This window comes from Rhodocaloribacter sp., from assembly GCF_056451265.1.
Window position 1 is genome coordinate 171727 of sequence record NZ_JBWOPL010000019.1, and the last position, 23737, is coordinate 195463.

At 67.2% G+C, this 23737-nt stretch carries 18 protein-coding genes; 10 read left to right on the top strand and 8 right to left on the bottom strand.

The window, feature by feature from the left end:
* Positions 1–10: 10 nt before the first annotated feature.
* Both AC1HIY_RS02780 and AC1HIY_RS02785 read right to left on the bottom strand, forming a co-directional pair.
* Positions 11–2266: a transferrin receptor-like dimerization domain-containing protein gene (locus tag AC1HIY_RS02780; protein ID WP_479575176.1), complete on the bottom strand. Its 2256-nt coding sequence runs from the start codon at positions 2264–2266 to the stop codon at positions 11–13.
* 465 nt (positions 2267–2731) lie between these two features.
* Positions 2732–4678 (bottom strand): sensor histidine kinase, encoded by a 1947-nt coding sequence (locus AC1HIY_RS02785; protein WP_479575177.1) that lies wholly within the window; start codon positions 4676–4678, stop codon positions 2732–2734.
* 334 nt (positions 4679–5012) lie between these two features.
* Between AC1HIY_RS02785 and hpf the strand changes: the two genes are divergently transcribed.
* The gene (hpf, locus tag AC1HIY_RS02790; protein ID WP_479575178.1) at positions 5013–5384 is read left to right on the top strand and encodes a ribosome hibernation-promoting factor, HPF/YfiA family; all 372 of its coding nucleotides are present in this window, start codon (positions 5013–5015) and stop codon (positions 5382–5384) included.
* Positions 5385–5425: 41 nt separating this feature from the next.
* Here the strand turns inward: hpf and AC1HIY_RS02795 are convergent, their stop codons facing one another.
* The 3 genes from AC1HIY_RS02795 to AC1HIY_RS02805 all read right to left on the bottom strand — a co-directional run bounded on the left by AC1HIY_RS02795 (position 5426) and on the right by AC1HIY_RS02805 (position 9328).
* The gene (locus AC1HIY_RS02795) at positions 5426–6865 is read right to left on the bottom strand and encodes an RtcB family protein (RefSeq protein ID WP_479575179.1); all 1440 of its coding nucleotides are present in this window, start codon (positions 6863–6865) and stop codon (positions 5426–5428) included.
* A gap of 165 nt (positions 6866–7030) precedes the next feature.
* Positions 7031–7456 (bottom strand): archease, encoded by a 426-nt coding sequence (locus AC1HIY_RS02800; protein ID WP_479575180.1) that lies wholly within the window; start codon positions 7454–7456, stop codon positions 7031–7033.
* A 33-nt stretch (positions 7457–7489) separates the two neighbouring features.
* Positions 7490–9328 (bottom strand): adenosylcobalamin-dependent ribonucleoside-diphosphate reductase, encoded by a 1839-nt coding sequence (locus AC1HIY_RS02805; protein ID WP_479575181.1) that lies wholly within the window; start codon positions 9326–9328, stop codon positions 7490–7492.
* Between the two features lie 140 nt (positions 9329–9468).
* Between AC1HIY_RS02805 and AC1HIY_RS02810 the strand changes: the two genes are divergently transcribed.
* Positions 9469–9966: a hypothetical protein gene (locus tag AC1HIY_RS02810; RefSeq protein ID WP_479575182.1), complete on the top strand. Its 498-nt coding sequence runs from the start codon at positions 9469–9471 to the stop codon at positions 9964–9966.
* 22 nt (positions 9967–9988) lie between these two features.
* Here the strand turns inward: AC1HIY_RS02810 and AC1HIY_RS02815 are convergent, their stop codons facing one another.
* Together AC1HIY_RS02815 and AC1HIY_RS02820 are read right to left on the bottom strand one after the other, a co-directional pair.
* The gene (locus tag AC1HIY_RS02815; protein WP_479575183.1) at positions 9989–12433 is read right to left on the bottom strand and encodes an endonuclease MutS2; all 2445 of its coding nucleotides are present in this window, start codon (positions 12431–12433) and stop codon (positions 9989–9991) included.
* A gap of 96 nt (positions 12434–12529) precedes the next feature.
* On the bottom strand, positions 12530–13537 hold the full coding sequence (locus AC1HIY_RS02820) for a sugar nucleotidyltransferase (RefSeq protein ID WP_479575184.1): 1008 nt from the start codon (positions 13535–13537) through the stop codon (positions 12530–12532).
* A gap of 311 nt (positions 13538–13848) precedes the next feature.
* Here AC1HIY_RS02820 and AC1HIY_RS02825 point away from each other — a divergent pair, with 311 nt between their 5' ends.
* From AC1HIY_RS02825 to AC1HIY_RS02860, 8 genes are all read left to right on the top strand, one after another.
* Complete coding sequence (locus tag AC1HIY_RS02825) at positions 13849–14532, top strand: LOG family protein (RefSeq protein ID WP_479575196.1); 684 nt, start codon at positions 13849–13851, stop codon at positions 14530–14532.
* Positions 14533–14812: 280 nt separating this feature from the next.
* A complete protein-coding gene (locus AC1HIY_RS02830; protein WP_479575197.1) occupies positions 14813–15634 on the top strand; it encodes a tetratricopeptide repeat protein in 822 nt (273 codons plus the stop codon).
* 102 nt (positions 15635–15736) lie between these two features.
* Positions 15737–16450, top strand: coding sequence for an HAD family hydrolase (locus AC1HIY_RS02835; RefSeq protein ID WP_479575185.1), 714 nt, complete (start codon positions 15737–15739; stop codon positions 16448–16450).
* A gap of 103 nt (positions 16451–16553) precedes the next feature.
* A complete protein-coding gene (locus tag AC1HIY_RS02840) occupies positions 16554–17312 on the top strand; it encodes an acyltransferase (protein ID WP_479575186.1) in 759 nt (252 codons plus the stop codon).
* A gap of 637 nt (positions 17313–17949) precedes the next feature.
* Positions 17950–19104, top strand: a complete 1155-nt coding sequence (locus AC1HIY_RS02845) for a DegT/DnrJ/EryC1/StrS family aminotransferase (protein ID WP_479575187.1) — start codon at positions 17950–17952, stop codon at positions 19102–19104.
* Positions 19101–20138 (top strand): Gfo/Idh/MocA family protein, encoded by a 1038-nt coding sequence (locus AC1HIY_RS02850; protein ID WP_479575188.1) that lies wholly within the window; start codon positions 19101–19103, stop codon positions 20136–20138. Before AC1HIY_RS02845 ends, AC1HIY_RS02850 begins: the two co-directional genes overlap by 4 nt.
* 29 nt (positions 20139–20167) lie before the next feature.
* Complete coding sequence (locus AC1HIY_RS02855) at positions 20168–21604, top strand: capsule assembly Wzi family protein (RefSeq protein ID WP_479575189.1); 1437 nt, start codon at positions 20168–20170, stop codon at positions 21602–21604.
* Positions 21605–21614: 10 nt separating this feature from the next.
* Complete coding sequence (locus tag AC1HIY_RS02860) at positions 21615–23075, top strand: capsule assembly Wzi family protein (RefSeq protein ID WP_479575190.1); 1461 nt, start codon at positions 21615–21617, stop codon at positions 23073–23075.
* 21 nt (positions 23076–23096) lie between these two features.
* Here AC1HIY_RS02860 and AC1HIY_RS02865 read toward each other — a convergent pair.
* On the bottom strand, positions 23097–23737 hold a 641-nt coding region (locus AC1HIY_RS02865; RefSeq protein WP_479575191.1), incomplete at its 5' end, for a UDP binding domain-containing protein.

The following is a 23737-nucleotide window of genomic DNA, read 5'->3' on the forward strand; positions in this document are numbered from 1 at the left end:
ACCGTCTCGCTCAGTCGCCGGTCCCCGCCTCGCGCATGAGGGCGACGGCGCGGTCGATCTCTGCGGCAATGCGGTCGAGCGTGGCGGCGGCGATGTGGATCTGCTGCTCCGCCTCGGTCCAGTCCCGCTGTTCGATGGCCTCGCGGACGCCCGGCAGGGTTTTGACGCCGTATCCGGTATAGAAGCCCGGCGCATAGATATGGTGTTTGAACCACGGTCGCCGGGGCAACCCCTCGTCGCGGGTCATCACGCGCTCGATGTGCATGAGCACGTCGTCGAGGGCCCGCCGCCGGGGCGCAGGCAAGAACGGGGCGGCGGCGCGCAAGCTTTCGAACGAACGACTGCTCGCTTCGAGGCGGTCCAGCGCGTTCTGAAGCGGGGCGAAATTGAGGTGCGGCACGGGTGGCTCCGCCGTGGGCGGCACGTACGGCTTCTTCGGATCGGCGGCGAGGACGTACGCCTGCGCTTCGAGGAGACGGTTCCGCCGTCGCGTCTGCGCGCGCAGGTCGTCGGCGAGTTTTTCGACCTCTTCCACGTACCGGCCCACGTTGTCGGTGAAGCCGGAGAACGTGAACGGCAGCGCCTCGGCGTTGGCGAGGCGAAGCGTGGCGCGGCCCGCCGTCTTCGCGAGCGCGACTCCGTAGGCGAAGTCGGGGTCGCCGAAGCGGGTGTAATAGTCGAACGAGTCGAAGATGGAATGGTATGAGCCTCCGCCGCTCTCGCCGCTATAGCCGATGTTGAGCGAGGCGATGCCGAGGTGCTGGAGGAACGGCGTATAGTCGGAGCCCGAGCCGAGGGGGGCGATGCGGAGGTCGGCCCGCGTGTCCGCCTCCTCGTTGCCGTTCGTGCGGAGCCGCGCCCGGAGTCGCTCTTCGACCGTCACGCCGGTCTGTGGGTCCACGACCGCGCGCGCGATCTCGTTGACGAAGGGTTCGAGGGTATGCGAGCCGCCCACGCCGAGGAAGCCGCGCCCGTTGCCGTCGGAGTTGATGTACACGACGGCCTTCTGCCGAAGCTCGGCGGCGTGATCCTCCGCCCATTCGGTCGAGCCGAGGAGCCCCGGTTCTTCGGCGTCCCAGGCGGCATAGACGATGGTGCGCCGGGGCCGCAGGCCCCTCTTGGCCAGCTCACCGACGACGCGGGCCTCTTCGAGGAGCGCCACCATGCCGCTGAGGGGGTCCGCCGCGCCGAAGACCCAGGCGTCGTGGTGGTTGCCCCGGACGATCCACTGATCGGGCTCCTCCGTCCCCGGCATCCGGGCGATGACGTCGTAGGCGGGGGTCAGCTTCCAGTCGAAGGCGAGCTTGAGGTGCACCTTCGCCGGCCCCGGACCGACGTGGTAGGTCAGCGGGAGCGCCCCGCGGAAGTCCGGAGGCGCCACCGGCCCGCCGAGCGCTTCGAGGAGCGGCTGTGCATCGCCGTACGAGATCGGGAGCACGGGGATCTTCATGAGCGTCGGCGCTTCCTCGCGCGGGAGCCGCCGGGCCTCCGCCGTCGCGCCGACGCCCGGCGTGAGGGGATCGCCGGGGAAGAGGGGCATGTCCGCCACGGAACCGCGTTGCACGCCGTACTTCATGCGATACGGCCCTTTCGGGTACACGTCGCCCCGGAAGTAGCCGTCTTCGCGGGGATCGGAATAGAGGATGCAGCCGACGGCCCCGTGCTCGGCGGCCACTTTCGGCTTGATGCCGCGCCACGAACGGCCGTACCGCGCGATAACGATCTTGCCCGCCACGTCGACGCCCATGCGTTCGAGCGCCTCGTAATCCTCCGGGATGCCGTAATTGACGTAGACAAGCTCGGCGGTGAGGTCGCCGTCGGCGGAATAGGCATTGTAGCCGGGCAGCCGGTGCTCGTGCACCTTCGAGGTGGCGTCCTCGTCGAGTTCGGGCTCGGTGAGCTTCGCCCGATACGTCGTCGGCGCGACCAGCTCCACCACGCGTTCCTTCGGCGTCGGAAAGAGCACCTGGTATTCGACGATCTCGGCGTCATAGCCCCACTCGCGGAAGAGCTCGAGCATGAACTCGGCGTTTTCCTTGCCGTACGGCGCGCCGACGTGGTGCGGCTTCGCGGACATCCGCTTCATCCACCGGCGCAGATTGTCTGCGTTCAAACGCGCATCGTACTGCGCTTCGAGATCGCGCTGGGCGGCGGCTCCCTCTTCGGTGAAACCGAGCATCGGCCCGCCGGCGGGCGTGCTCGTGAAAGCGGTGATCCCGGTAAACATCAGGAGCGCGGCGAGCGCGCGCATGCGGTTCGGTGCCATCCTGGACTCCCTACCTTGAAATGATTGAAATGAGAGAAAGAGGATGCGCTTCGCCGGGGCCGCCTCGCATGGCTTCCCTCCGGACCCGGCGATCCGGGGGAAACATCGAGACGGCCCAAACGGCAGCGGTCATGCAACGTGGCGGCGAACGCGCCTCCCGGCATCAGCTCAACACCTCATTCAAAATGACCATGATGAGGACAAAGCCCACCAGTATGGCTGCCGCCGTCAACATCTGCTTGCGTAGCTTGCGGTTCATGGTCCTGCCCGTGCATGGTTGAGGAAAGCGGAGCGCCCCTCATTATCAGGGATACCCGGACTCTTTTGCAAGAGGAAGGACAAGAGAAACACAAAAAACATGGAAAAGCGCGCCGGAGGAGCCGAGGCGAGGAAGCCGCTTCCGCCGTGAGAGGAAAGGCCTTGCCTTGCGCACGGATCGCCGCCCTCGAACCTGCGGAAGCGGCCTCACCCCGCCCCCTCTTCCGGTTCGCGCGGGAGCACGGCGCGGATGTACACGCCTTTCCCGACCGCCGCATCGATGTGCAGCGCCCCGCCCACGAGCGCCGCCCGCTCCTGCATCCCCGACAGCCCCGCCGACGGACGCCCGTGCTTGACCTGCTTCGGATCGAACCCCTTCCCGTGATCCACCACTTCCACGTACAACTCCGCCGGTTCGAGCCACACGCGGACCCAGACTTCCTCGACGCCGGCGTACCGGGCCACATTGTTGAGCGCCTCCTGGATGATGCGATAGGCGGCCGTCTCCACTTCGGGCCGGAAGCGCCGCCCGTGAACCCCGAGCGGGTGCAAATGGACCTTGATGCCGGTCTGCATCTGATACCGCTCACAATACCACAGGAGCGCGGGCATCAATCCCAGGTCGTCGAGCATGGAGGGACGCAGGTTCAGCGACAGGTCGCGCACCCGGGAGGTGAGCAGCCGAACCAGTTCGTGCGCCCGCGCCAGCTTCTCCTCGTGGCCGGGCGGCAACGGCGCACCCGAGAAGTCGAGCGTATAGTTGAGCGCGGTGAGGACCTGACCGATCTCGTCATGCAGTTCGAGGGCGATGTGGCGGCGCTCCTGCTCCTGCACCTCGACGAGCCGGTGCGAGAGTTGTTCGAGCCGGGTGTGCGCCGCGCTGACGGCCTCGAAAAGCCGCATGCTGTGCATGGCCACGGACAACTGCTCGGCCACTTCGCGCGCGATGTGGCGGTGATCCTCGAAGAAGGACTGCTCCGCGCCCGCGCCCAGCACCACGATGCCGAGGAGTTCATCCTGCATCTGGAGCATCGCCCACAGGATCGTTTTGACCCCCGCGCCGGCGATCAGGCTGCCCAGCGAAGCGACCGGCTCCCCGCTTTCGGATACGCCCACGATCACCGGCGCACCCGCCCGAAGCGCGTCCGGGAGGTCGAACTCCGCCACGCTGAAGCGCGCTTCCGGCGGGAGAGCTATCGGCGCACCCGCCTGAGCCGCAACGGTCATCGTGCCCGGCGTTTCGGGGTCGGTGAGCAGCACCCCCGCCCAGAGACAGGGGATGAGTTTCCGGATGTGTTGGACCGCCGCCTCAGCGATGGTGGACGACGACTGAGCGCTGAGCAGGGCCTGGTCGATGGCGCGCAGCACTTCGAGGCGTTCGGCATAGCGCCGGAGCGCTTTCTCGGCCCGCTTTCGTTCGGTCACGTCGCGGTAGATGCCCTGAATGGCGGGACGCCCCTTCCAGAGAATGTCCGCCTCGCTTACCTCGAGGTCGAGCATCTGACCGTCGCGGCGTCGGCCCTGCACTTCGAAGACCGGCGCCACCGGCTTTGCGGCGGCTCGGCGGCGGCGGCGCTCCTCGATCACGCCGCGGCTCCCGGGCGCCACCACGCGGAGGACCTCGAACCGGGGTGAGAGCACCTCGGCCCGCGTATAACCGAAAAGCTCCTCCCAGGCCCGGTTCACAAGCACGAACCCGTCGTCCTGCAACACGTAGATGGCGTCCGCCGACAGTTCGATCAGGGCCCGGTACTGCTGTTCGCTCTCCCGAAGCGCCTCCTCGGCCCAGCGACGCTCGGTGATGTCGCGGGCATTGAGCACGCCGCGGCGCATGCCGTCCTCTCCGGTCAAGCCGCGCCACGTCGTCTCGAGCGTACGCCAGGCGCCGCTCCGGTGGCGAAAGCGGATCGTCATCCGCACCTCCTCCTCATCCGCCTCCACCACGCGCCGGAAGGCGCGCGCAAAGGCCGCCTCGTCCTCCGCATGCACGTAGTCGAAGATCCGACGCCCCGTCAGATCCTCGAGCGTGTGGCCCAGGATGTGGGCCGCCGACGGACTGGCATAATCGACCTCTCCCGTCGCGTCGAGCACCATGATGATGTCGAGAGCGTTTTCGATGAGGGCGCGAAACTGCTCGATGCTCCGCCCCAGCACGCTGTCTGTCTGATGCCGTTCCTGATCCAGTGCCTTCTCCTCCCTCCGAACCGACGTGTATGGTATGCCCGGGGAGGCCGGGCGGGGTTCTTCGGCGCCGGGCCGACGCGTTCGGAACCACGCCGCCCCCCTGACTTCCACCGGAATCTAATATACGTCGCCGCTCCGTTTTCCGGCGACCCGGCGCCCGATGATTGTGGGGAAAATCCGCACAGTCTGCCTTTCGCCTCTCCCTTCAAGAATTCGGGGGCATGCCCGCCGGGAGCATGGAACAACCCACCGCACTGCGCGAACAAGCACTGAAGCCGTTCTCATCAACCAGATCATCGCCGCTATGAACATCACGTTTCAGGGTACCAATCTTGACCTGAACGACGACCTTCGCTCTTTCGTGGAGGAGAAACTGAATGATGCTTTCAAAGCCTTCGGCAGCATAAAGACAGATCCCATTCGCGTGGCCGTCGAGCTCGAACGCACGACGCGCCACCATCGCAAAGACGATACGCTCTACCGCGCCGAAGCCAACGTTTCCGTGCCGGGGCGGCTCATCCGCGCCGAGGAGACCTCCGATGATCTTTATCAGGCCATCGTGGCCATGAAGGAAACCCTGACCCGTGAGATCCGGCAGTGGCGCGAACGCCACCTCGATCAGCGCCGCAACGGAGGACGGGCCGCCAAAGAGATGCTGCGGAGACTGGAGGAATAGTCCTCTGTGAGCGGGCGCTGCGAACGAACCCCTCCGGTCGCTCAGCCTTTGATGCACCCGATAGGCCGGAGCCGGGCGACCTTCTTCGAAATGCCGGCCATCGCGCACGTCTCGACGACCTCCGCGACGTCCTTGTACGCTTCGGGGATCTCCTCGTTGATCGTTCGGAGGCTCGCGCCTCGGACGATGATCCCTCCGCGTGCGAGCTCGCCCGTGACGTCGCGACCGACCGCGGCTTTTTTCGCCTTTCTCCGGCTCAGCCGCCGGCCCGCGCCGTGGCACGTGCTCCCGAACGTTTCGGTCATCGCCCGCTCGGTCCCGATCAGGACGTAGGAATAGCGCCCCATGTCTCCGGGGATGAGCACGGGCTGGCCGACGGAACGGTAGCGCGCGGGGACGTCCGGGCAGCCCGGGCCGAAGGCGCGCGTCGCGCCTTTGCGGTGCACGCACAGCCGCATCCGCCGTCCGTCGACGTCGTGTGTCTCGACCTTGGCGATGTTGTGCGCCACCTCGTAGACCGTGCGGAGGCCCGCGCCGCCCGCCGGCAGCCCGAGCGCCTCTTCGAAGGCGCGCCGCGTCTGATGCGCGAGGACCTGCCGGTTGGCAAATGCGTAGTTGACCGCGCTTCGCATCGCGCCGAGGTAGCGCTTTCCCTCCGGTGAGCGGATCGGCGCACAGGCCAGCTGTCGGTCGGGCAGGTGAATGCCGTATTTCCCCATCGCGCGGTCCATCACGGCAAGGTAGTCGTCACAGTTCTGATACCCGAAGCCGCGCGAGCCGGTGTGGATGATGACGACGACCTGCCCCGGAAAGAGGCCCAGCACTTCGGCGGCCGTCTCGTCAAAGATCTCGGCGACGTAATCGACTTCGAGGAAGTGGTTGCCGGAGCCGAGCGTGCCGAGTTGATCGCGCCCCCGCTCCCATGCGCGCTCCGAGACGGAGGCGGGGTCGGCCCCTTCGATGCGCCCGTTCTCCTCGATGAATTCGAGGTCGCCTGCGTGCCCGAACCCCTCCTCGACGGCCCACTGCGCGCCTCCCACCACCACCTTCCGCAACTCTTTCTTCGAGACGCGCAACGCGCCGGAAGCGCCGACGCCGGAGGGCGCCCGCTCGAAGAGCGCATCGACCAGCGCGCGCGCATGCGGCGTCACCTCTTCCCGGCGCAGCTTCGATGCCATGAGCCGGACGCCGCAGTTGATGTCGTAGCCCACGCCGCCGGGGGAGATGACGCCCTCCTCGAGGTCGAACGCGGCCACGCCGCCGATGGGGAAGCCGTAGCCCCAGTGGATGTCCGGCATCGCCAGGGACGCCTTCACGATGCCGGGCATATGCGCCACGTTGGCCGCCTGCTCGGGCGCGCGATCCTCCCGGATGTCCGCCATCATCGACCGGGTCGCATAGATGCGCGCCGGAACGCGCATCCCGCCCCGCTTCGGGATCTCCCACAGATACGGCGCGATTTGCCTGATCTTCAGGTCCATGACCGTTCGAAAGCTGAGACGTGGTCTTCCGCAAGGTCCCCCACACGCTTCATGAGATAAATCATGCCCGCCGCCTCCTGTTCCCCATTCCCGCGCCTCCCCCTCGGCGCTGAATGCTCACCGCGAGCCCATTGACGCGAGCCGACAGGCGAGCCCCTCCCCCTTTCACATATCGAAAATGATGCGCACGCGCCAGTGGCCGTCCGCGCGCCGGATCTCGAGCCCGTGGAAGGTGACGGCCTTGATCTCGGTATAGAGCGGGTGGCGATCCGGGTCGAAAGCCTCCCCCCGCACCGTGGCGACGAGCCGGCGGTCCGTCCGGCGCTCGATCTCGAAGGCGCAATAGAGCCGACGACGGGTGAGATGCCGGTAGTTGAGTTCGGAGAGCCATCGCACCATGAGCGCCTCCCGATCGCCCGCCTCCACCTCGACGCGTTCGGACCGCTTCGGCGCGACCGTCCGCAGATCCGTCAGCAGGGCGAACAGGCCCCATGCCGCGCGCGCATAGAGGGTGTCGAGGTCCGGCGCCTCGACCTCGATGCCGAGGTCGCCGGTGTGGTCGATCTCTCGCAGCCAATCCGGAAAAGGCATTTCCATCGTCCCGTGCCGCTCGTGGGGGGTCGTTCAGTCTGCCTCCCGCTCGATGCTGCAGCAGTGAGGCGCCTGCGCCCCTTCCGCCGCGTGGGCCTCCATCACGGCCCCCGTGACCGGATTCGGGCGGAAGGTGGTGAACCCTTTGACGCCTTGCTCATACGCCGCCTCATACAACGCCGCGAACTCCCGGAACGGCGTATCCTCGGGCACGTTGACCGTCTTCGAGATCGCGTTGTCGACGTAGGGCTGAAGCGCCGCCTGCATCTCGAGGTGCGCCGCGGGCGGCAGGTCCTGCGCGGTGACGAAATGCGGCGGCAACGGCGTCGTCGCGCCCATGCGCGCGCGCCAGAGTCGATAGGCGTAATCGGCCACCTCATACACCACATAGTGTCCCTCTTCGTCGAGCACGCGACGCGTAAAGACGAAGTCGAACACCGGCTCGACCCCGCTCGAAACATTGTTTGCCAGGAGGCTGATGGTGCCCGTGGGGGCGATGGCCAGCAGGTGGCTGTTCCGGATGCCGTGCTCGGCGATGCCCTCACGGATGTCCTTCGGAAGGCGGGCGATGAAAGCTCCGCCGAGATATTTATCCCGCTCGAAGAACGGGAACGGTCCTTTCTCGCGGGCCAGTTCGATCGAGGCGCGGTAGGCGGCATGACAGATCGTCCGCATCGTCTCCGTCGCCAGGGCGCGCGCCTCCGGCGTGCCGTACGTCAGGCCGAGCATGATGAGCGCGTCGGCGAGCCCGGTCAGGCCGAGGCCGATGCGTCGCGAGCCCCGCTCGACCGCCGCCTGCTTGTCGAGCGGGAAGCGAGAGGCGTCGATCACATCGTCGAGCATCCGCACGGCGACCGGGACCACACGCGCGAGCGCTTCGAGGTCGAGGCGGGCCTCCGGCGTGAAGGGCGCTTCGACGAAGCGGGTCAGGTTGAGCGCGCCGAGGTCGCACGCGCCATAAGGCGGCAGCGGGATCTCCCCGCACGGGTTGGACGCCGTGATGTATTCGCGGTACCACAGGTTGTTTTCCGCATTGACGCGGTCGATGAAGAGCACGCCCGGCTCGGCGTGGTCGTAGGCCGCGCGCATGAGCTTCGTCCACAGCGCCCGCGCGCGGAGGCGTCCGAGCACGAGGCACGGGACCGGGCCGTCCGTGCCGGACCATCGTCGGTGCACGACCTCTCGCCCCGCACCTTCGTCTTCGTCGAGCGCCGAGGCCGGAAAGACGAGCGGCCACTCGGCATCGCGGCGCACGGCTTCCATGAACGCGTCGGTGACGAGCACGGAGAGGTTGAAGTGTCGGAGCGTCCCCGGCGCGCGTTTGGCGTCGATGAACGCTTCCACGTCGGGGTGGTCGCACCGGAGCGTGGCCATCATCGCGCCGCGCCGGGCGCCCGTCGAGAGGACGGTGGCGCACATGGCGTCCCACACGTGCATGAACGAGACGGGGCCGGAGGCAATGGCTCCGGTGGCGCGCGCGCGCACGCCTGCGGGCCGGAGCGTGGAGAAGTCGTACCCGATGCCGCCGCCCTGCTGCATCGTCAACGCGCCCTCTTTGAGGCTCTCGAAGATGCCGTCCATCGAGTCCTCGATCACGCCCATGACGAAGCAGTTGAAGAGCGTCACCCGCCGGTGCGTCCCCGCGCCGGCGAGGATGCGCCCGCCCGGCAGAAACGTGAAGCCGCGCATCGCCGCGACGAACCGCCGTTCCCACACCTCGCGCGCATGCGGCTCGACGGCCGCGAGCGCCTTCGCCACGCGTCGCCACGTATCGGCCACCGTCGCATCGATCACGCGCTCGCCCGCGCGATAGCGATAGCGGGTGTCCCAGATGTGCCGCGCGATGTCCGAGACAAAAACGTCGTTTTCCATGACGACCTCCGCCCTCGGCATTTACGGTTCGAGCGTTCCCTTTCTCGGGTTTAACCCGCGAACCCCTTCCTTTCTCCCGAAACCCCGGCCCCTTCATGCGGCGTACACGAAGCCTCTTCCCCGTCAAACCCCGGTCCCTCATGAAGCCGCCCCGTTGGTTCTTTGCCCTGATCGTGCTCCTGATTTCCCTTCTCGCCGCCCCGCCGGTCCACGCGCAGATCGACGTCGGCGAGGCCCGCGCATCGCTCCGGGACGCCGGGCCGTTCTTCGTGCGCGTGGACGTCGAAGCCGGTCCGGCGCTCGCGACGCATCCCGCGCTGCTCGGCCTCACGCGCGCCGTGGCCGGTCGGCTCTCCGCGGGCGGCGCGCCCCCCTCCCCCGAGCGCGACGGACGTCCCTATCTGTACGTCCACGTCAACGCCCTGGAAATGGAGGAGGGGCTGATCCCGTTCACCGTCTCGCTCCAGTTTTTGCAGACCGTGCGCCTTGCCCGCGAGCGCACCGTTCCCACGACCGGATGCACGTGGGAGACCGCGACGGTGGGGCTCGTCTCTCCGGACAACGTCGTCCTCATCGCCGAGGCGGCGCTCGATCTCGCCGACGAGTTCGCCATGGACTTCCGGGCGGCGAACCGCTGACCCCGCCCGTGCGGCGCAAGGTTCACTGGAGCGTGACCACGGTCACGCCCGCGCCGCCCTGGTTCCACGGGGCGTCTTCGAAGGCGGCCACGTCGGGGCGAGCGGCGAGGTAGGTGTGGATGGCCTTCCGGAGCGCGCCCGTGCCCTTGCCGTGGAGGATCTCCACGCGGTCGAGCCCGGCGGCGACGGCTTCGTCGAGGAAGCGGGTCACTTCGGCGAGGGCCTCGTCCACGCGCGCGCCCCGGAGGTCGATGTGGGTGCGCGTCTTCATCGCGGAGAGGCCGGACGGTGCGGCGGAGACCTGCCGGACGGTGACCTCCTGCCGGCGCGGTCCCCCGACCTTCGTGAGCCGGTCGCGCCGGACGCGCATCCGCATGGCGCCCACGGCGATGACGGCCTCTTTCTCGTCGAGTTCGAGCACCTCGCCCGCCGTCCCCCCGCCGTCGATCACCACCTGATCGCCGACCCCGACGGGGCCCGGCGCGGGCGCGAGATGCGTTTCCGCCGGACGCTTCTTCCGGCTCCCGCGTTTGCGTTTTTTCTGCCGCCGTTCCACCTTTTCGCGTCGTTCGGCCACTTCCTCTTTGAACGTTTCGAGCCGGGCGCGGGCGGCCCGGGTGGCGTCTTTCACCGCGTCTGCCTCGCGGATCTCCCGGATGGTCTGTTCGACGCGCGCGTTCGCCTCCCGGACGATGCGCTCGGCCTCTGCCAGCGCCTGTTGCCGGATGGCGTCGGCCTGTTCGCGCAGTCGTTCACGGCGTTCCTCGTACTTCGCCCGCTCGGCCTTCGCCCGGGCCAGCGCCGCCTCGGCCTCCTTCAGACGCCGGGCGAGTTCCTGGTTCCGCCGCTCGAAGACAGCGATCAGATCCTCCATCTTCGCCTTCTGCGTGCCCACGAGTTCGCGGGCGCGGGCGAGGACCTCGCGGTCGAGCCCGATGCGCTCGGCAATCTCGAAGGCATACGACGACCCCGGAATGCCCGGCCGGAAGCGATACGTGGGGCGAAGCGTTTCCTGGTCGAACTCCATCGAGCCGTTCTCGACGCCCTCCGTCTCGTGGGCGAACACCTTGAGCGTGCCGTGATGGGTGGTGGCGATGGTGCGCGCGCCCACGTCGGTGAGACGTTCGAGCACTGCCTGCGCGAGCGCGCCGCCCTCCGCCGGGTCCGTGCCCGTGCCCGCCTCGTCGATGAGGATGAGCGTCCGGTCGTTCGCCCGGCGAAGCATGTATTTCAGGTTCGCGACGTGCGAACTGAACGTCGAGAGGTCCTCCTCGATGGACTGCTCGTCGCCGATGTCGACGATGAGGTCGCCGAAGAGGGAGAAGCGCGAACGCGGGTCGAGCGGGAGCGGGAGGCCGTAGGCGAGCATGAGCGAGAAGAGGCCGACGGTCTTCATCGCCACGGACTTGCCGCCGGCGTTCGGGCCGGTGATGACGAGCGTGCGGTAGGCCTCGCCGAGGCCGAGCTCGAGCGGGACGACGGCGCGGGGTTCGCCGCCGCGTTCGCGCAGCCGGGCGAAGTGGAGCTGCAGCACGGGGTTGCGCCCCTCGCGGATGTCGATGATGCCCTCGTCGTTGAGCTGCGGCGCGGCGGCGTCGAGGTCGAGCGCGAGGCGGGCTTTGGCCTGCAGGAGATCGAAGGCGGCGAGGCTGCGCTGGTTCTCCCGAAGCTCGTCGAGGCGGGCGCGCAGTTCCGCCGTCGCCGCCCGGAGGATGCGCTCGACCTCGCGCCTTTCCTCGCCTTCGAGCTCGCGCACGGCATTGTTGAGGTCGAGCGCGGCGGCGGGCTCGACGTACACCGTCTGCCCCGTGGCCGAGACGTCGTGCACGAAGCCCTGCACCTTCCGTTTGGCTTCGGCGCGCACGGGGATGACCATGCGCCCGTTTCGGAGGGTCGGCTGCTCTTCGGTGGCATAGCCGTGCGCGACGGCGTCGCGGAGGGCGCGCAGGACGGCGGCGCGGAGCTGTGCCTGCCGTTGCGCGATCGTGTCGCGGATGCGGCGGAGCTCGGGCGAGGCACTGTCCTTGATCCGCCCCTCCTCGTCCACGATCCCGGCGAGGTACGCTTCGATCTCGACGAGCGGCGTGATGTGCCGCACGCGCCCGGCCAGATGCGGGTATTGGTCTCGCCGCGCCTCGAAGTACGCCTTCAGCCGCCGCGTGGTCGTGAGCGTGCGGTGCGTGGCGAGGAGGTCTTCAGGACCGACGGCGGCGCCCTCGGGCGCGGCGCGGCGGAACACCTCGCGGAGGTCGAGCACGTGTTCGAGCGGGATCGGGTCGTCGAAGCGAAGGGCTTCCTGATACTCCGAGACCCGCGCCAGTTCGTCCCGCACCCACGCCGGCTCGTCCGACGGGCGCATCCGGGCCAGCCGTTCGAGGCCGAGCGTGCTCCGGGCATACCCTTCCATGCGCGCCCGCAGCGCGTCGAAGCCCAGCTTCTCCTCGATCGTGGAAGGATACAGTCTCATGACGGGCTCAGGAAAGGCTCCGGACCTCGGCGTGCGTCTCGTAAAAGAGGGGACGTACGAAGCGCGTGGCGGGGAGATCCTTCGGGGCGGAGCGCGTCACGAAGGTTCCACCCCGAGCGTGGAGTGGTCGCCGATGTTGACCACACGCGCGGACTCTCGGACGCCGGCATATTGCCCGATGAGCGACTCTTCGAGCACGGCGTTGGCCACGAGCGCGTGGGCAAAGAGAATGCTCCCGCGCACGACGGCGTTCTCGATGGTCGCTCCCTCCTCGATGGAGACGTACGGCCCCACGACCGCGTTCGTCACCCGCGCGCCCGGCCCGACGTACACGGGATCGAGGATGACGCTGTTCTCCACCGTGCCCTGGTGCAGGTCGTCGCGTTCCTTTTCGAGGATCACTTTCGTCGTTTCGAGGAGCGCGGGGATGGTTCCGCAGTCGAGCCATTCCGTCACCGACGCGGTTTTGAAGACCTTGCCCTGTTTGAGGAGCCGGTCCATGGCGTCGGTCAGCTGATATTCGCCGTGCCCCTTGACGTCGTGTTCGATGAGGTAGGCGATGGCGTCGCGAAGGGCGGCGAGGTCCTTCACGTAATAGATGCCGATGAGCGCTTCGTTCGAGATGAGTTCCTGCGGTTTTTCGACGAGCGCCACGATGCGGTCGCCCTCGCGCACGGCCACCCCGAAGCGCCGGGGGTCGTCGACGTGCTTGACCCATGCCACCACGTCCGCCCCTTCGAGGTCGACGCCGGGCTCCATATAGAAGAGGGTGTCGGCAAAGACGACGATGCCCTCGCCTTCGAGGTAGTCTCGGGCGGCATAGACGGCGTGCGCCGTGCCGAGGGCCTCCTCCTGCACGACGAAGCGGGCCGTCATGCCGTGCCGCTCACAGATGTCTCGGAGTTGGCGGCGCACGTCCTCGCCGAAGTCCGGCCCGAGCACGAAGATGCCCTCGTCGAGGTGACGCGGCAGCACCTCGTTGAACGTGTCGACGATGCGCTCGACCATGCTCTTGCCCCTGACGGGGAGCAGAGGTTTGGGGGTGACGTGGGAATGCGGGCGCACGCGCGTGCCCCGTCCGGCCATGGGAATGATCAGTTTCATTTCGATTGGATCAAGGGGAGTCTGTAGGAATGAAACGCACGCCGCCGAGAGGAGGCGGTGTCGGCGAAGGTACGGACCGCACGAAAAAATAACCTGCCCGGTTTTTTGAGGAAGCGAGGATTCCACCATCGCCCGGCCCTTCGGACGCCGGAAGGTGGGGCGCGCCTCCGGAACACGGCAACGGATCGGCGCGTCACGGGTCTCTTTCATGCAAGCCCGACGTTCCCCGAACCCGAGTCCCTATGCCGCCCCCCAAGAAATTCACTTTCGGCCGCCCGCCCGCTCCCGAGCTTACGGCCCTGCCGCCCTCGATGACGAAACAGGAGGTCGATGCCTGGCAAGAACAGCGCATCGCCGATCTCTGGCGCATCTTCCGCATCATGGGCGAGTTCGTGGAAGGTTTCGAACGGCTGTCGGCGGTGGGGCCGTGTGTGTCGATCTACGGCTCGGCGCGCACGAAGCCCGACCACCCGGACTACCATCTGGCCGAGACCGTGGCCCGCAAGCTCGTCACGTGCGGCTTCGGGATCATCACCGGCGGCGGGCCGGGCATCATGGAGGCGGCGAACAAGGGCGCCCACGAGGCCGGGGGCATCTCGGTCGGGCTCAACATCGACCTTCCTCACGAGCAGAAACCCAACCCCTACATCGACGCCGACAAGCTGATCAACTTCGACTTCTTCTTCGTGCGGAAGGTGATGCTTCACAAGTACGCGCAGGGGTTCGTCGTCTTGCCCGGAGGCTTCGGCACGATGGACGAGCTCTTCGAAGCGCTCACGCTGATTCAGACGAAAAAGGCCACCCCGTCTCCGATCATCCTGATGGGCTCCGCATACTGGGGCGGACTGCTGAACTGGCTTCGGGACACCATGCTGGCTTCCGGACGCATCTCCCCGGAAGACCTGGACCTTTTCCTCGTCACCGACGACCCCGACGAAGCCGTCGATACCATTGATAGCTTTTACAAACAACACCTTTTGGCCCCGAATTTCTGAGCGACGCTTGCCGATTCGCGCCGTCTTTTCGGGAAGACCTTCCCGTTTGCCTTCCTTGTTTTCTCCCCGCTTTCTATTTTGTTTTTTCACCCGGCCCGCAGAAACCGGGAACTTACCTTCAACATTATCAATAAATTGGAGCCGTATCGGCAACGCCTGCCGCCCTTCCGGCGCGGACGCGCAGAGCCCCGGCGCTCCCTCGAAGCCTCCCTCCCACTCACTACAACCCCATAGGATCATGAAGCTGAAATGCACCAAACGGACCAGGCACTTCGCTCGTATGCTGTTGCTGGCCTTTTTGGTGGCTGCTATCGGCAGTTCCGCCGCGTCCGCGCAGGACTACAAAGAGGCCTATAACAACGGCCTCGAAGCTGCCAAGGCCAAAAATTATGACGAAGCCTATGCGCAGTTTTCCAAGGCCGTCGAGGGCGCCAAACAAGCCGGCGACGCCGACGTCGAGAAGCGGGCCAGCAAAGTGCTTGCGCAGTTGGACTATCGCAACGGGCTCAAAGCCACGAAAGCGGAGAACTACGAAGAGGCCCTCACCCACTTCGACAAAGGCATCACGCATTACCCGACAAACGCCAAAAACTACCTCGGCAAAGCCCTCGCACTGAAAAAGCTCGACCGTTTGGACGAAGCGATGGCCCTGTTCCAGCAGGCGAAAGAGGTCGGTGAAGCCAATGGCGACCGCAAGACCGCTCGCACCGCCGAGAAAGCCATCCGCGACCAGTACATCTTCCTCGCCTCCTCCACGCTGAGCAAGAAAGGCGACCGCACCGGGCGCGCCGAGGGCGAACAGGCCCTCGCCTACCTCGAAGAAATGCAGAAGTACGTCGAGCCGGACGCTGATGCCTACTACTACATGGCCGAAGCCTATAAGGCCATGGGCAACTACGAGCAGGCCGTCGCAATGGCGGACAAGGCGCTCGAACTGCATCGCGGAAGCCGCACCGACAAGGCCAAAATCTACTTCGTCAAGGGCGAAGCGCTGATGGCCCTGCAAGACTATGAAGGCGCAAAGGCCGCTTTCCAGAACGCCGCTTACGGAAGCTACAAAGCCACCGCCCAGCATTACATCGAGACGCTCGGCACCCGGTAGTTTCCATTTTCTCTTGAAAAAGCCCGCGGTCCGCCGGATCGTGGGCTTTTTTTGTGTGATGCGGGGTATCATCCCAGAAAGCTCCTCTTGCCCGTGTGCGCCATGCCCGTTCAAGCGCTCAGCATCGATTTCTGGAACACGCTCGTGGAAGCGCGTGTGAACGGCCGCGCCCGGCAGACCGAGCGCCTGCGGCATCTGCTCAGCCTTGCTCGGGCGCATCGACCGGAGACGACGCCGGGCGAGGTGAAGGAAGCCTTCGCCGAGACCGTCCGCCGGTTCGAGACGGTCTGGAAAACGCGGCACTGCACGCCCGTCACCGAGGAGCTGGTGCGAAGCATCTGGGACCGGCTCGGCCTCGCGGTCGACCCGGAGGCGCACGCCGAGACGGTCCGGCTTTTTCAGGAGGGCATCCTTCATCATCCGCCCGCCCTGGTCGAAGGCGCGGCGGAGATGCTGGTCTGGGCCGCCGAACGCTACCGCCTCGCCCTCATCTCGGACACCATGTTCTCCCCCGGCCGCGTCATCCGCCGCCTCCTCGACGCACAGGGCCTGCTCCGCCACTTCGAGGCCTTCGTCTTCTCCGACGAGACCGGCTTCTCCAAGCCCGACGTGCGCGCCTTCGAACGGGCCGCGCTTCAGCTCGACGCCACGCCCGAAGCCCTCGCCCACATCGGCGACCTGCGGCGCACCGACGTGGCGGGCGCGCGTCGCGCCGGGGCCACCGCCATCCTCTTCACCGGCGTCCACGAGGACGACGACGGCCCCGAACCCGACCGCATCCTCCCGCACTGGCGTCAACTGCCGGACGTTCTTTAGATAAAATGCACGCGCACCCTGCGGAAAGAGCGCTAAAAAAGCCTTTCCTTGGCCCGCGCCCGGTCGCACCGACCCTCCATCCCCGAACGCTTCCAATCAGACCATGCGACATTCCGTGATCGACCCCACCGTCATCCTCGGCGAAGACACCTCCGTCGGGCACTTCTGCGTAATCGGCGAAAACGTCCGCATCGGCGACGGGTGCCGGATCGGGCATCACGTCGTCATCCACGACGGAACCGTCATCGGCGACGCCGTCCGCATCGACGACCACACGACCCTCGGCAAGCAGCCCATGCGCGCGCCCAACAGCGCCGTGACCCGCGACAAGATGCAGCCGCCGGCGCGCATCGGCAGCCGGTGCCTCATCGGCGCGTCCGTGGTGATCTATGCCGGATGCACGCTCGGCGAGAAAGTGCTCGTGGCCGACCTCGCCACGCTCCGCGAGGAGGTGACGGTCGGGGATTTCACGATCATCGGGCGCGGCGTGGCCGTCGAGAACAAGTGCGTCATCGGGCGGTACTGCAAGCTGGAGACGAACGTGTATCTGACGGCGTATTCGACCGTCGAGGACCGCGTCTTCATGGCCCCCGGCGTGCTCACGAGCAACGACAACTTCATCGGGCGCACGGAGGAGCGCTTCAAACATTTCAAGGGCGTCACGGTGCGGCGCGGGGGGCGCATCGGCGTGGGGGCGGTCATCCTCCCCGGCAAAGAGATCGGCCCGGACGCCGTGATCGCGGCGGGGGCCCTCCTGACCGGCGACGCGGACGCCGAGATGATCTATGCCGGCGTGCCCGCCCGGGCGTTCCGCCCGGTCCCCGACGAGCAGAAGCTCGACCGGCAGGGCTGGCCCGAATGAGACCCGCGCGGCGCTGTGGAACGGCGATTGCACGGCTCGCACCTGCGTGAAACGAAGCCTGCGTTTTTTCCGTCCTCACATCCCCACCCGAATCCGGCTACCTTTCCCTTTCGAATGGAACCTATAGCTTCAGTCTGGCCTACCCCTCCGTCGCTCCGCGACACCTCCCCTTCGCACGGGGAGGGACTTTTTGTGGCGAGCCGCACAAACCCTTCCCCCTCACAGGGGGAAGCACCCCGAAGGGGGGATGGCGGGCTGTTCTCGCCACGAGCGCCAACATGGCCTACCCCTCCGTCGCTCCGCGACACCTCCCCTTCGCACGGGGAGGGACTTTTTGTGGCGAGCCGCACAAACCTTTCCCCCTCACAGGGGGAAGCACCCCGAAGGGGGAATGGCGGGCTGTTCTCGCCACGAGCGCCAACACGGCCCACCCCTCCGTCGCTCCGCGACACCTCCCCTTCGCACGGGGAGGGACTTTTTATGGCGAGCCGCACAAGCCTTTCCCCCTCACAGGGGGATGCACCCCGAAGGGAGGATGGGGGTAATGCCATGCGCATCTTGATGCTGCCGGAGGGATAGGGAGCCGGACCCCGGTCTTTATGCATCTTCATTTTTTTCGAACCCAAACGCTCTTCTCATGAACATTCAGATGGTCGATCTGCGGGGGCAATACCTCGCCGTCAAAGAGGAAATGGATGCCGCGCTTCAGGAAGTGCTCGACACGGCGCACTTCATCAAGGGGCCGGTCGTCGCCGCCTTTGAGCGCGAGCTCGCCGAGTACCTCGGCGGGGCGCACGCGCTCGGGGTGGGCAACGGCACGGACGCGCTTCAGGTCGCCTTCATGGCGCTCGGCATCGGACCGGGCGACGAGGTGATCACGTCCGCCTTCACCTTCGTCGCCACGGCCGAGGCGGCCGCCCTCCTCGGCGCCGTCCCCGTCTTCGCCGACATCGACCCGCAGACGTTCAACCTCGACCCGGCGAAGATCGAAGCGCTCATCACGCCGAAGACGAAGGCCATCGTGCCGGTGCACCTCTTCGGGCAGCCTGCCGACATGGACCCCATCCTGGAGATCGCCCGGCGGCACGGGCTGTACGTCGTCGAGGACAACGCGCAGGGTGTCGGTTCGACGTACAAGGGGCGGCGCACGGGCTACCTCGGGCACGCCGGCACGCTCTCGTTCTTCCCCTCGAAGAACCTCGGGTGTTACGGCGACGGCGGGGCGACGCTGACGAACGACGAGGCGCTTCACCACCGGATGAAGCTCGTGGCCAACCACGGTTCGCAGAAGAAATACCACAACGAGATCGTCGGCATCAACAGCCGGCTCGACGCGCTTCAGGCCGCCGTGCTTCGCGTCAAGCTCCGGCATCTCGAGGCGTACACCGAGGCGCGAAGGGCCGCCGCCGACCGGTACGACGCGCTCTTCGCCGGTCACCCGCACCTGACGACGCCTTTCCGCGATCCGAACGGCGTGCACGTCTTTCATCAGTACACGCTCCGCGTCTCGCAGGAGGCCCCCGGCGGGCGCGACGGCCTGGCGGCGCACCTGAAGGCCCGGGGCATCCCGCACGCGATCTATTATCCCGTGCCGCTCCATCGCCTGCCCGTCTTCGCCGACGGCGCGGCGCCCGCCCGCCACGGCGACATGACCGAGACAGAGCGCGCCGCCGCCGAGGTGATCTCGCTGCCGATGCACACCGAACTGACGCCCGAACAACAGCAAACCATTGCCGGGGCCATCTTCGAATACCTCGAGTCGACTCCCGCACCAACCGGCGCCCACGGATGAACGCTGCCCCTCGCCAGACCCCGATCCGCCTCGGGCAGGTCGGCATCGGATACTGGGGGAAGAACCTCCTCCGCAACTTCATGAACGTGCCCGGCGCGACGGTCGTGAGAGCGTGCGATCAGCGCGCGGACGTCCTCGAAGCCGTCGCCCGACACTATCCGGGGCTGCACACGACGCACCGTTTCAAGGATTTGCTCGAAGATCCGGAGATCGACGGGGTGGTCATCGCCACGGAGACGCCGCAGCATTTCCCGCTGGCCGAGGCGGCGCTCGAGGCGGGCAAGCACGTCTTCGTCGAGAAGCCGATGGCGCAAACGACGGCGGAGGCGGAGCGGCTCACGGCGCTCGCCGAAGCGCGGGATCTCCGGCTGATGGTGGGGCACCTGCTCCTCTATCATCCGGCCTTCCGGTATGTGGAGGACCTCATCCACGGCGGCGATCTCGGCGAGATCTATTATCTGTACAGCATGCGCGTCAACCTGGGCATCGTGCGGCAGCGGGAGAACGCGTTCGAGAGCCTCGCGCCGCACGATCTGTCGGTGGCGCTCGCGTTCCTCGACGAGCGGCCCGTGGCGGTCTCGGCGCAGGGCCACGCCTACCTTCAGCCCGGCGTCGAAGACGTGGCTTTCGCGACGGTTTACTTCGAGGGCGGCAAGCTGGCGCACCTCCACACGAGCTGGCTCGACCCCCACAAGATCCGCAAGGTGACCGTCGTCGGGAGCCGGAAGATGGCCGTCATCGACGACGTCGAGAGCGTGGAGAAAGTGCGGCTGTACGACAAGGGCGTGGACCTCCGGCCCGGCGAGCCGCATTATGCCGACTATGCCGGGGCGATGGCCGTCCGCTCGGGCGACATTCACATCCCGAAGATCGACATGAAGGAGCCGCTGGCACTGGAATGCCGGCACTTCGTGGACTGCCTCCGCACGGGCGCGAGGCCGCGTTCGGACGGGCGCAACGGGCTGGCCGTCGTGCGCATGATGGCGGCCGCGAAAAAATCCCTGGCGCACAACGGCGCCAGTGTCGAACTTTAGCGGGTCCGCCCCCCCTTGACGCCCCCGCCATGATTGCACCGCCCGGTTGGTCTCGCCTGCTTCTCGGACTCGGTTGCTGGCTCGCGTGCGTCCCGTTCGCCCGCGCGCAGACGCCCCCGCTCGAATACGGTTTCTCGACGCGGGCCGCCGCCGCCTCCGAGGGCCGCCTCCCGTTCTGGCTCACCGCCAACCGCGAGGGCAGGCTCGACCCCAACGGCTCCAACGCGCTCACCCGCCTCTACGCCCGCCGCCCCGCCACGGGAAGCCGGCTCGCCTTCGGTTTCGGCATCGACGCCCTCGCCCGGGCGAGCGAGAAGCACCCGACCGCCTACCTCCACCAACTCTACGGCCGCCTCCGATACGGCGCTTTCATGCTCACGGTGGGTCGTAAAGCCGAGACGGTGGGCGAGGTGGACCCGTATCTCTCCCTCGGCTCGATGATGTGGAGCGCCAACGCCACGCCCGTCCCCAGAGTCAGCCTCTCATTCGACTACGTCCCGATCATCTTCCTGCCCGGAAAGGTCAACCTGATCTATGCCAGAGGCTACCTCGGACATGGGTGGCTGGAGCGCGATCGGTACGTCAAAGGCCCGTTCGTGCACGAGAAGTACCTCTACCTCAGGGGCATCGGGCCGATGGACTTCCCCGTGATGGCCCACGCCGGGATCGTGCACAACGTCGTCTGGGGCGGCGAGCATCCCGTCTTCGGCAAGCTCCCGCAGGACCTCGACGCCTTCTGGCGTGTCTTCCGCGCGCAGACCGGGAACGAGGCCGACTCGACCACCATCGAGCGACTCAACTCCCTCGGCAACTCCGTAGCGATGTACGATTTCGGCATCGACGCCCGCGCCTTCGGGATGGAGCTGCGTGTGTACCGGCAGTTTTACATCGAGACCGGCGCGGCCATGCTCTTCCGCAATGCGTGGGACGGGCTCTGGGGCGTGAGCCTCCGCTCGAAGCGCCGCGACCGGCTCGTGAGCGGTTTCCTGTGGGAGCACGTCAACACGAAGAAGCAGAGTGCGCGGCCGGGCTTCGAGAACCACCGGGACAGCTATTACAACCACTTCCTCTATCGCAGCGGGTGGACGTACCACGGGCGCGCCATCGGGCTGCCCCTTATCTTCGGCGACGGCGTCCGCCCCGGCGTGACGAACAACCTGCTCCTCGCGCACCACTTCGGGCTCGAAGGGCGCTTCGCCGGGCGGATCGACTACCGCGCCTTCGTCACGTACACGCGCAACTACGGCGCGACGGGCGTCTGCCTCGATGCCGCGTGTTCCGCCAAGGGCGACCGGCGCACCCCGCGACGCGATCAGGTCTCCGCCCTCTTCGAGGCCTCGGGGCCGCTCTCGGCGCGGGCGGGCGTCGACTTTTTCGCCGCCCTCGCCCTCGATGCCGGCGACGTGTATCCGAACAACGTGGGGCTGATGCTCGGCTTCTCGTGGCGCAACCGTCCCACCCGCTGACTCCGAACCCATGCCGAAACGTTTCCCCGTGCGGATGCCCCTGACGACGCGCCTGTGCCGGGGCGCGCTCGGCTTGGCGCTGTGCCTCGCGCTCGCGGGACCGCCGGCGCGGGGGCAGACGCCGCCGCTCGAATACGGCTTTTCCGTACAGGCCGCCGCCGCCGCCGAGGGCCGCCTCCCGTTCTGGCTCCACGCCGACCGCCGGGGCGTCTTCGACCGGATGAGCGGCAACGCCCTCGCCCGCCTGCACCTCCGGCGTCCGTTCGACCCCACGCGCACGCTCGCCTTCACCTTCGAGGCCGACGTCCTCGCCCGCGCCTCCGACCACGCCACCGCCTACGCGCATCAACTCTACGCCGGCCTCCGGTACGGCGCATTCCGCCTCACCGTCGGGCGCAAAGCCGAGACCGCCGGCCTCGTCGACCCCTCCCTCTCGCTCGGCTCGATGACCCTCTCCCCGAACGCCACGCCCCTCCCCGGCGTCAGCCTCGCCTTCGACTACATCCCCATCATCGTGCTCCCGGGAAAGACCGAACTGATCCATGCGAAAGGCTTCTTCGGCCACGCCTGGCTCGACGGCGACCGCTTCGTCCAAGGCGCGTTCGTGCATGAGAAATATCTGTATCTGCGCGGCATCGGGCCGGACGACTTCCCCGTGCACGCCTATGCCGGCGTCTCGCACTTCGTCGTGTGGGGCGGCGAGCACCCGCGTCTGGGCCGGCTCCCGTCCGACTTCCGCGCCTTCCTCGACGTCGTCCTCGCCCGCGCCGGAGAGCCGGGAAGCGCGCCCACAGGAGAGGTCGTCAATGCGCTCGGCAACACCGTGGCGACGTACGACTTCGGCCTCTCGGTGAACCTGTCGGCTTTCCGCGCGACGGCGTACCGGCAGTTCTTCATCGAGACGAGTCCGGCGGCCCGCTTCCGCAATCCGTGGGACGGGCTCTGGGGCGTCAGCGTCCGTTTCCGAAAGCCGGGCCTTCTCCGCGGACTGCTGTGGGAGCACGTCAACACCAAACGCCAGGGCGCGCGGCGCGACCGGAACGAGCCCGACGGCGCGGACAACTATTACAACAACTTCCTGTACGAGAGCGGATGGGTGTACCACGGGCGCACGCTCGGCCTCCCGCTCCTCTTCGGCGACGGCGTACGGCCCGGAGTGATCAACAACCTCCTCGTGGCGCACCACCTCGGCGTGGAAGGCGTCGTGGCGAAGCGTTTCGGCTTCAAGACCCTCCTCACCTACAGCCGCAACTACGGCGCGCGAGACGACTGCAACGACGACGGATGCTCCGGCAACCCGACGCTCCTCACCCCCCGGCGCGACCAGTATTCGTTCCTCTTCGAGATCGGCGGGCCGCTCTCCCCACGGGTCGGCTTCACCGCCGCCCTCGCCCTCGACGCGGGGGCGCTCTATCCCGACAATGCGGGCCTCATGCTCGGCCTCACGTGGACGAACCGCGCGCGGGAATGACGCCCGGCTCCGAGCGTCCCGCTAAAACGCGCCGCCGCCGAGCACCCGGATCGTCGCCGCCGGTTCCCTGACGTGCGCGAAGGCGTTGCGCGTATCGACGATCCACTTCGCCTCGCGCGCAATCATCTCGTAGGGGAAATCGCTGTGGTCCGTCACCAGGATGACGACGTCGAAGGCGCGCACCGTCTCCGGCGTGAGCGGCACGCGCTCGCGCCGCAGGGCCTGCCCGCCGACGGGAACGTCGAGCGACGGCACGAAAGGATCGCTGTAGGCCACACCGTCGAAGCCGGCGGCGTCGAGCAGTTCCATGAGCTTTATCGTGGGCGAATGGCGCGTGTCGTCCACGTTCTTCTTGAAGGCCGCCCCGAGGATGAGCACCTTCGCCTCGGAAAGACGCACGGGCTGCGAAGCCACCGCCTGCATGACGGCGTCGACGACGTAGTGCGGCATCTCCTCGTTGACGCGGGCCGAGAGCGTGATGAAGTTCGTCTCGAAATCATACTTGCGCGCCATCCACGACAGATAGTACGGATCAATCGGAATGCAGTGTCCCCCCAGCCCCGGACCCGGATAAAAAGGCATGTACCCGAAGGGCTTCGTCGCGGCCGCCTCCACCACCTCCCACATCGAAATGCCCCCCACACGGTCGCACAATCGCGCCA

Coding starts and splice junctions, on each gene's coding strand:
- AC1HIY_RS02860 (WP_479575190.1), top strand. CDS start 21,615: ATGCCGAAACGTTTCCCCGTGCGGATGCCCCTGACGACGCGCCTGTGC.
- AC1HIY_RS02825 (WP_479575196.1), top strand. CDS start 13,849: ATGACGAAACAGGAGGTCGATGCCTGGCAAGAACAGCGCATCGCCGAT.
- AC1HIY_RS02820 (WP_479575184.1), bottom strand. CDS start 13,537: ATGAAACTGATCATTCCCATGGCCGGACGGGGCACGCGCGTGCGCCCG.
- hpf (WP_479575178.1), top strand. CDS start 5,013: ATGAACATCACGTTTCAGGGTACCAATCTTGACCTGAACGACGACCTT.
- AC1HIY_RS02855 (WP_479575189.1), top strand. CDS start 20,168: ATGATTGCACCGCCCGGTTGGTCTCGCCTGCTTCTCGGACTCGGTTGC.
- AC1HIY_RS02840 (WP_479575186.1), top strand. CDS start 16,554: ATGCGACATTCCGTGATCGACCCCACCGTCATCCTCGGCGAAGACACC.
- AC1HIY_RS02805 (WP_479575181.1), bottom strand. CDS start 9,328: ATGGAAAACGACGTTTTTGTCTCGGACATCGCGCGGCACATCTGGGAC.
- AC1HIY_RS02835 (WP_479575185.1), top strand. CDS start 15,737: ATGCCCGTTCAAGCGCTCAGCATCGATTTCTGGAACACGCTCGTGGAA.
- AC1HIY_RS02800 (WP_479575180.1), bottom strand. CDS start 7,456: ATGCCTTTTCCGGATTGGCTGCGAGAGATCGACCACACCGGCGACCTC.
- AC1HIY_RS02815 (WP_479575183.1), bottom strand. CDS start 12,433: ATGAGACTGTATCCTTCCACGATCGAGGAGAAGCTGGGCTTCGACGCG.
- AC1HIY_RS02810 (WP_479575182.1), top strand. CDS start 9,469: ATGAAGCCGCCCCGTTGGTTCTTTGCCCTGATCGTGCTCCTGATTTCC.
- AC1HIY_RS02830 (WP_479575197.1), top strand. CDS start 14,813: ATGCTGTTGCTGGCCTTTTTGGTGGCTGCTATCGGCAGTTCCGCCGCG.
- AC1HIY_RS02795 (WP_479575179.1), bottom strand. CDS start 6,865: ATGGACCTGAAGATCAGGCAAATCGCGCCGTATCTGTGGGAGATCCCG.
- AC1HIY_RS02850 (WP_479575188.1), top strand. CDS start 19,101: ATGAACGCTGCCCCTCGCCAGACCCCGATCCGCCTCGGGCAGGTCGGC.
- AC1HIY_RS02845 (WP_479575187.1), top strand. CDS start 17,950: ATGAACATTCAGATGGTCGATCTGCGGGGGCAATACCTCGCCGTCAAA.
- AC1HIY_RS02780 (WP_479575176.1), bottom strand. CDS start 2,266: ATGGCACCGAACCGCATGCGCGCGCTCGCCGCGCTCCTGATGTTTACC.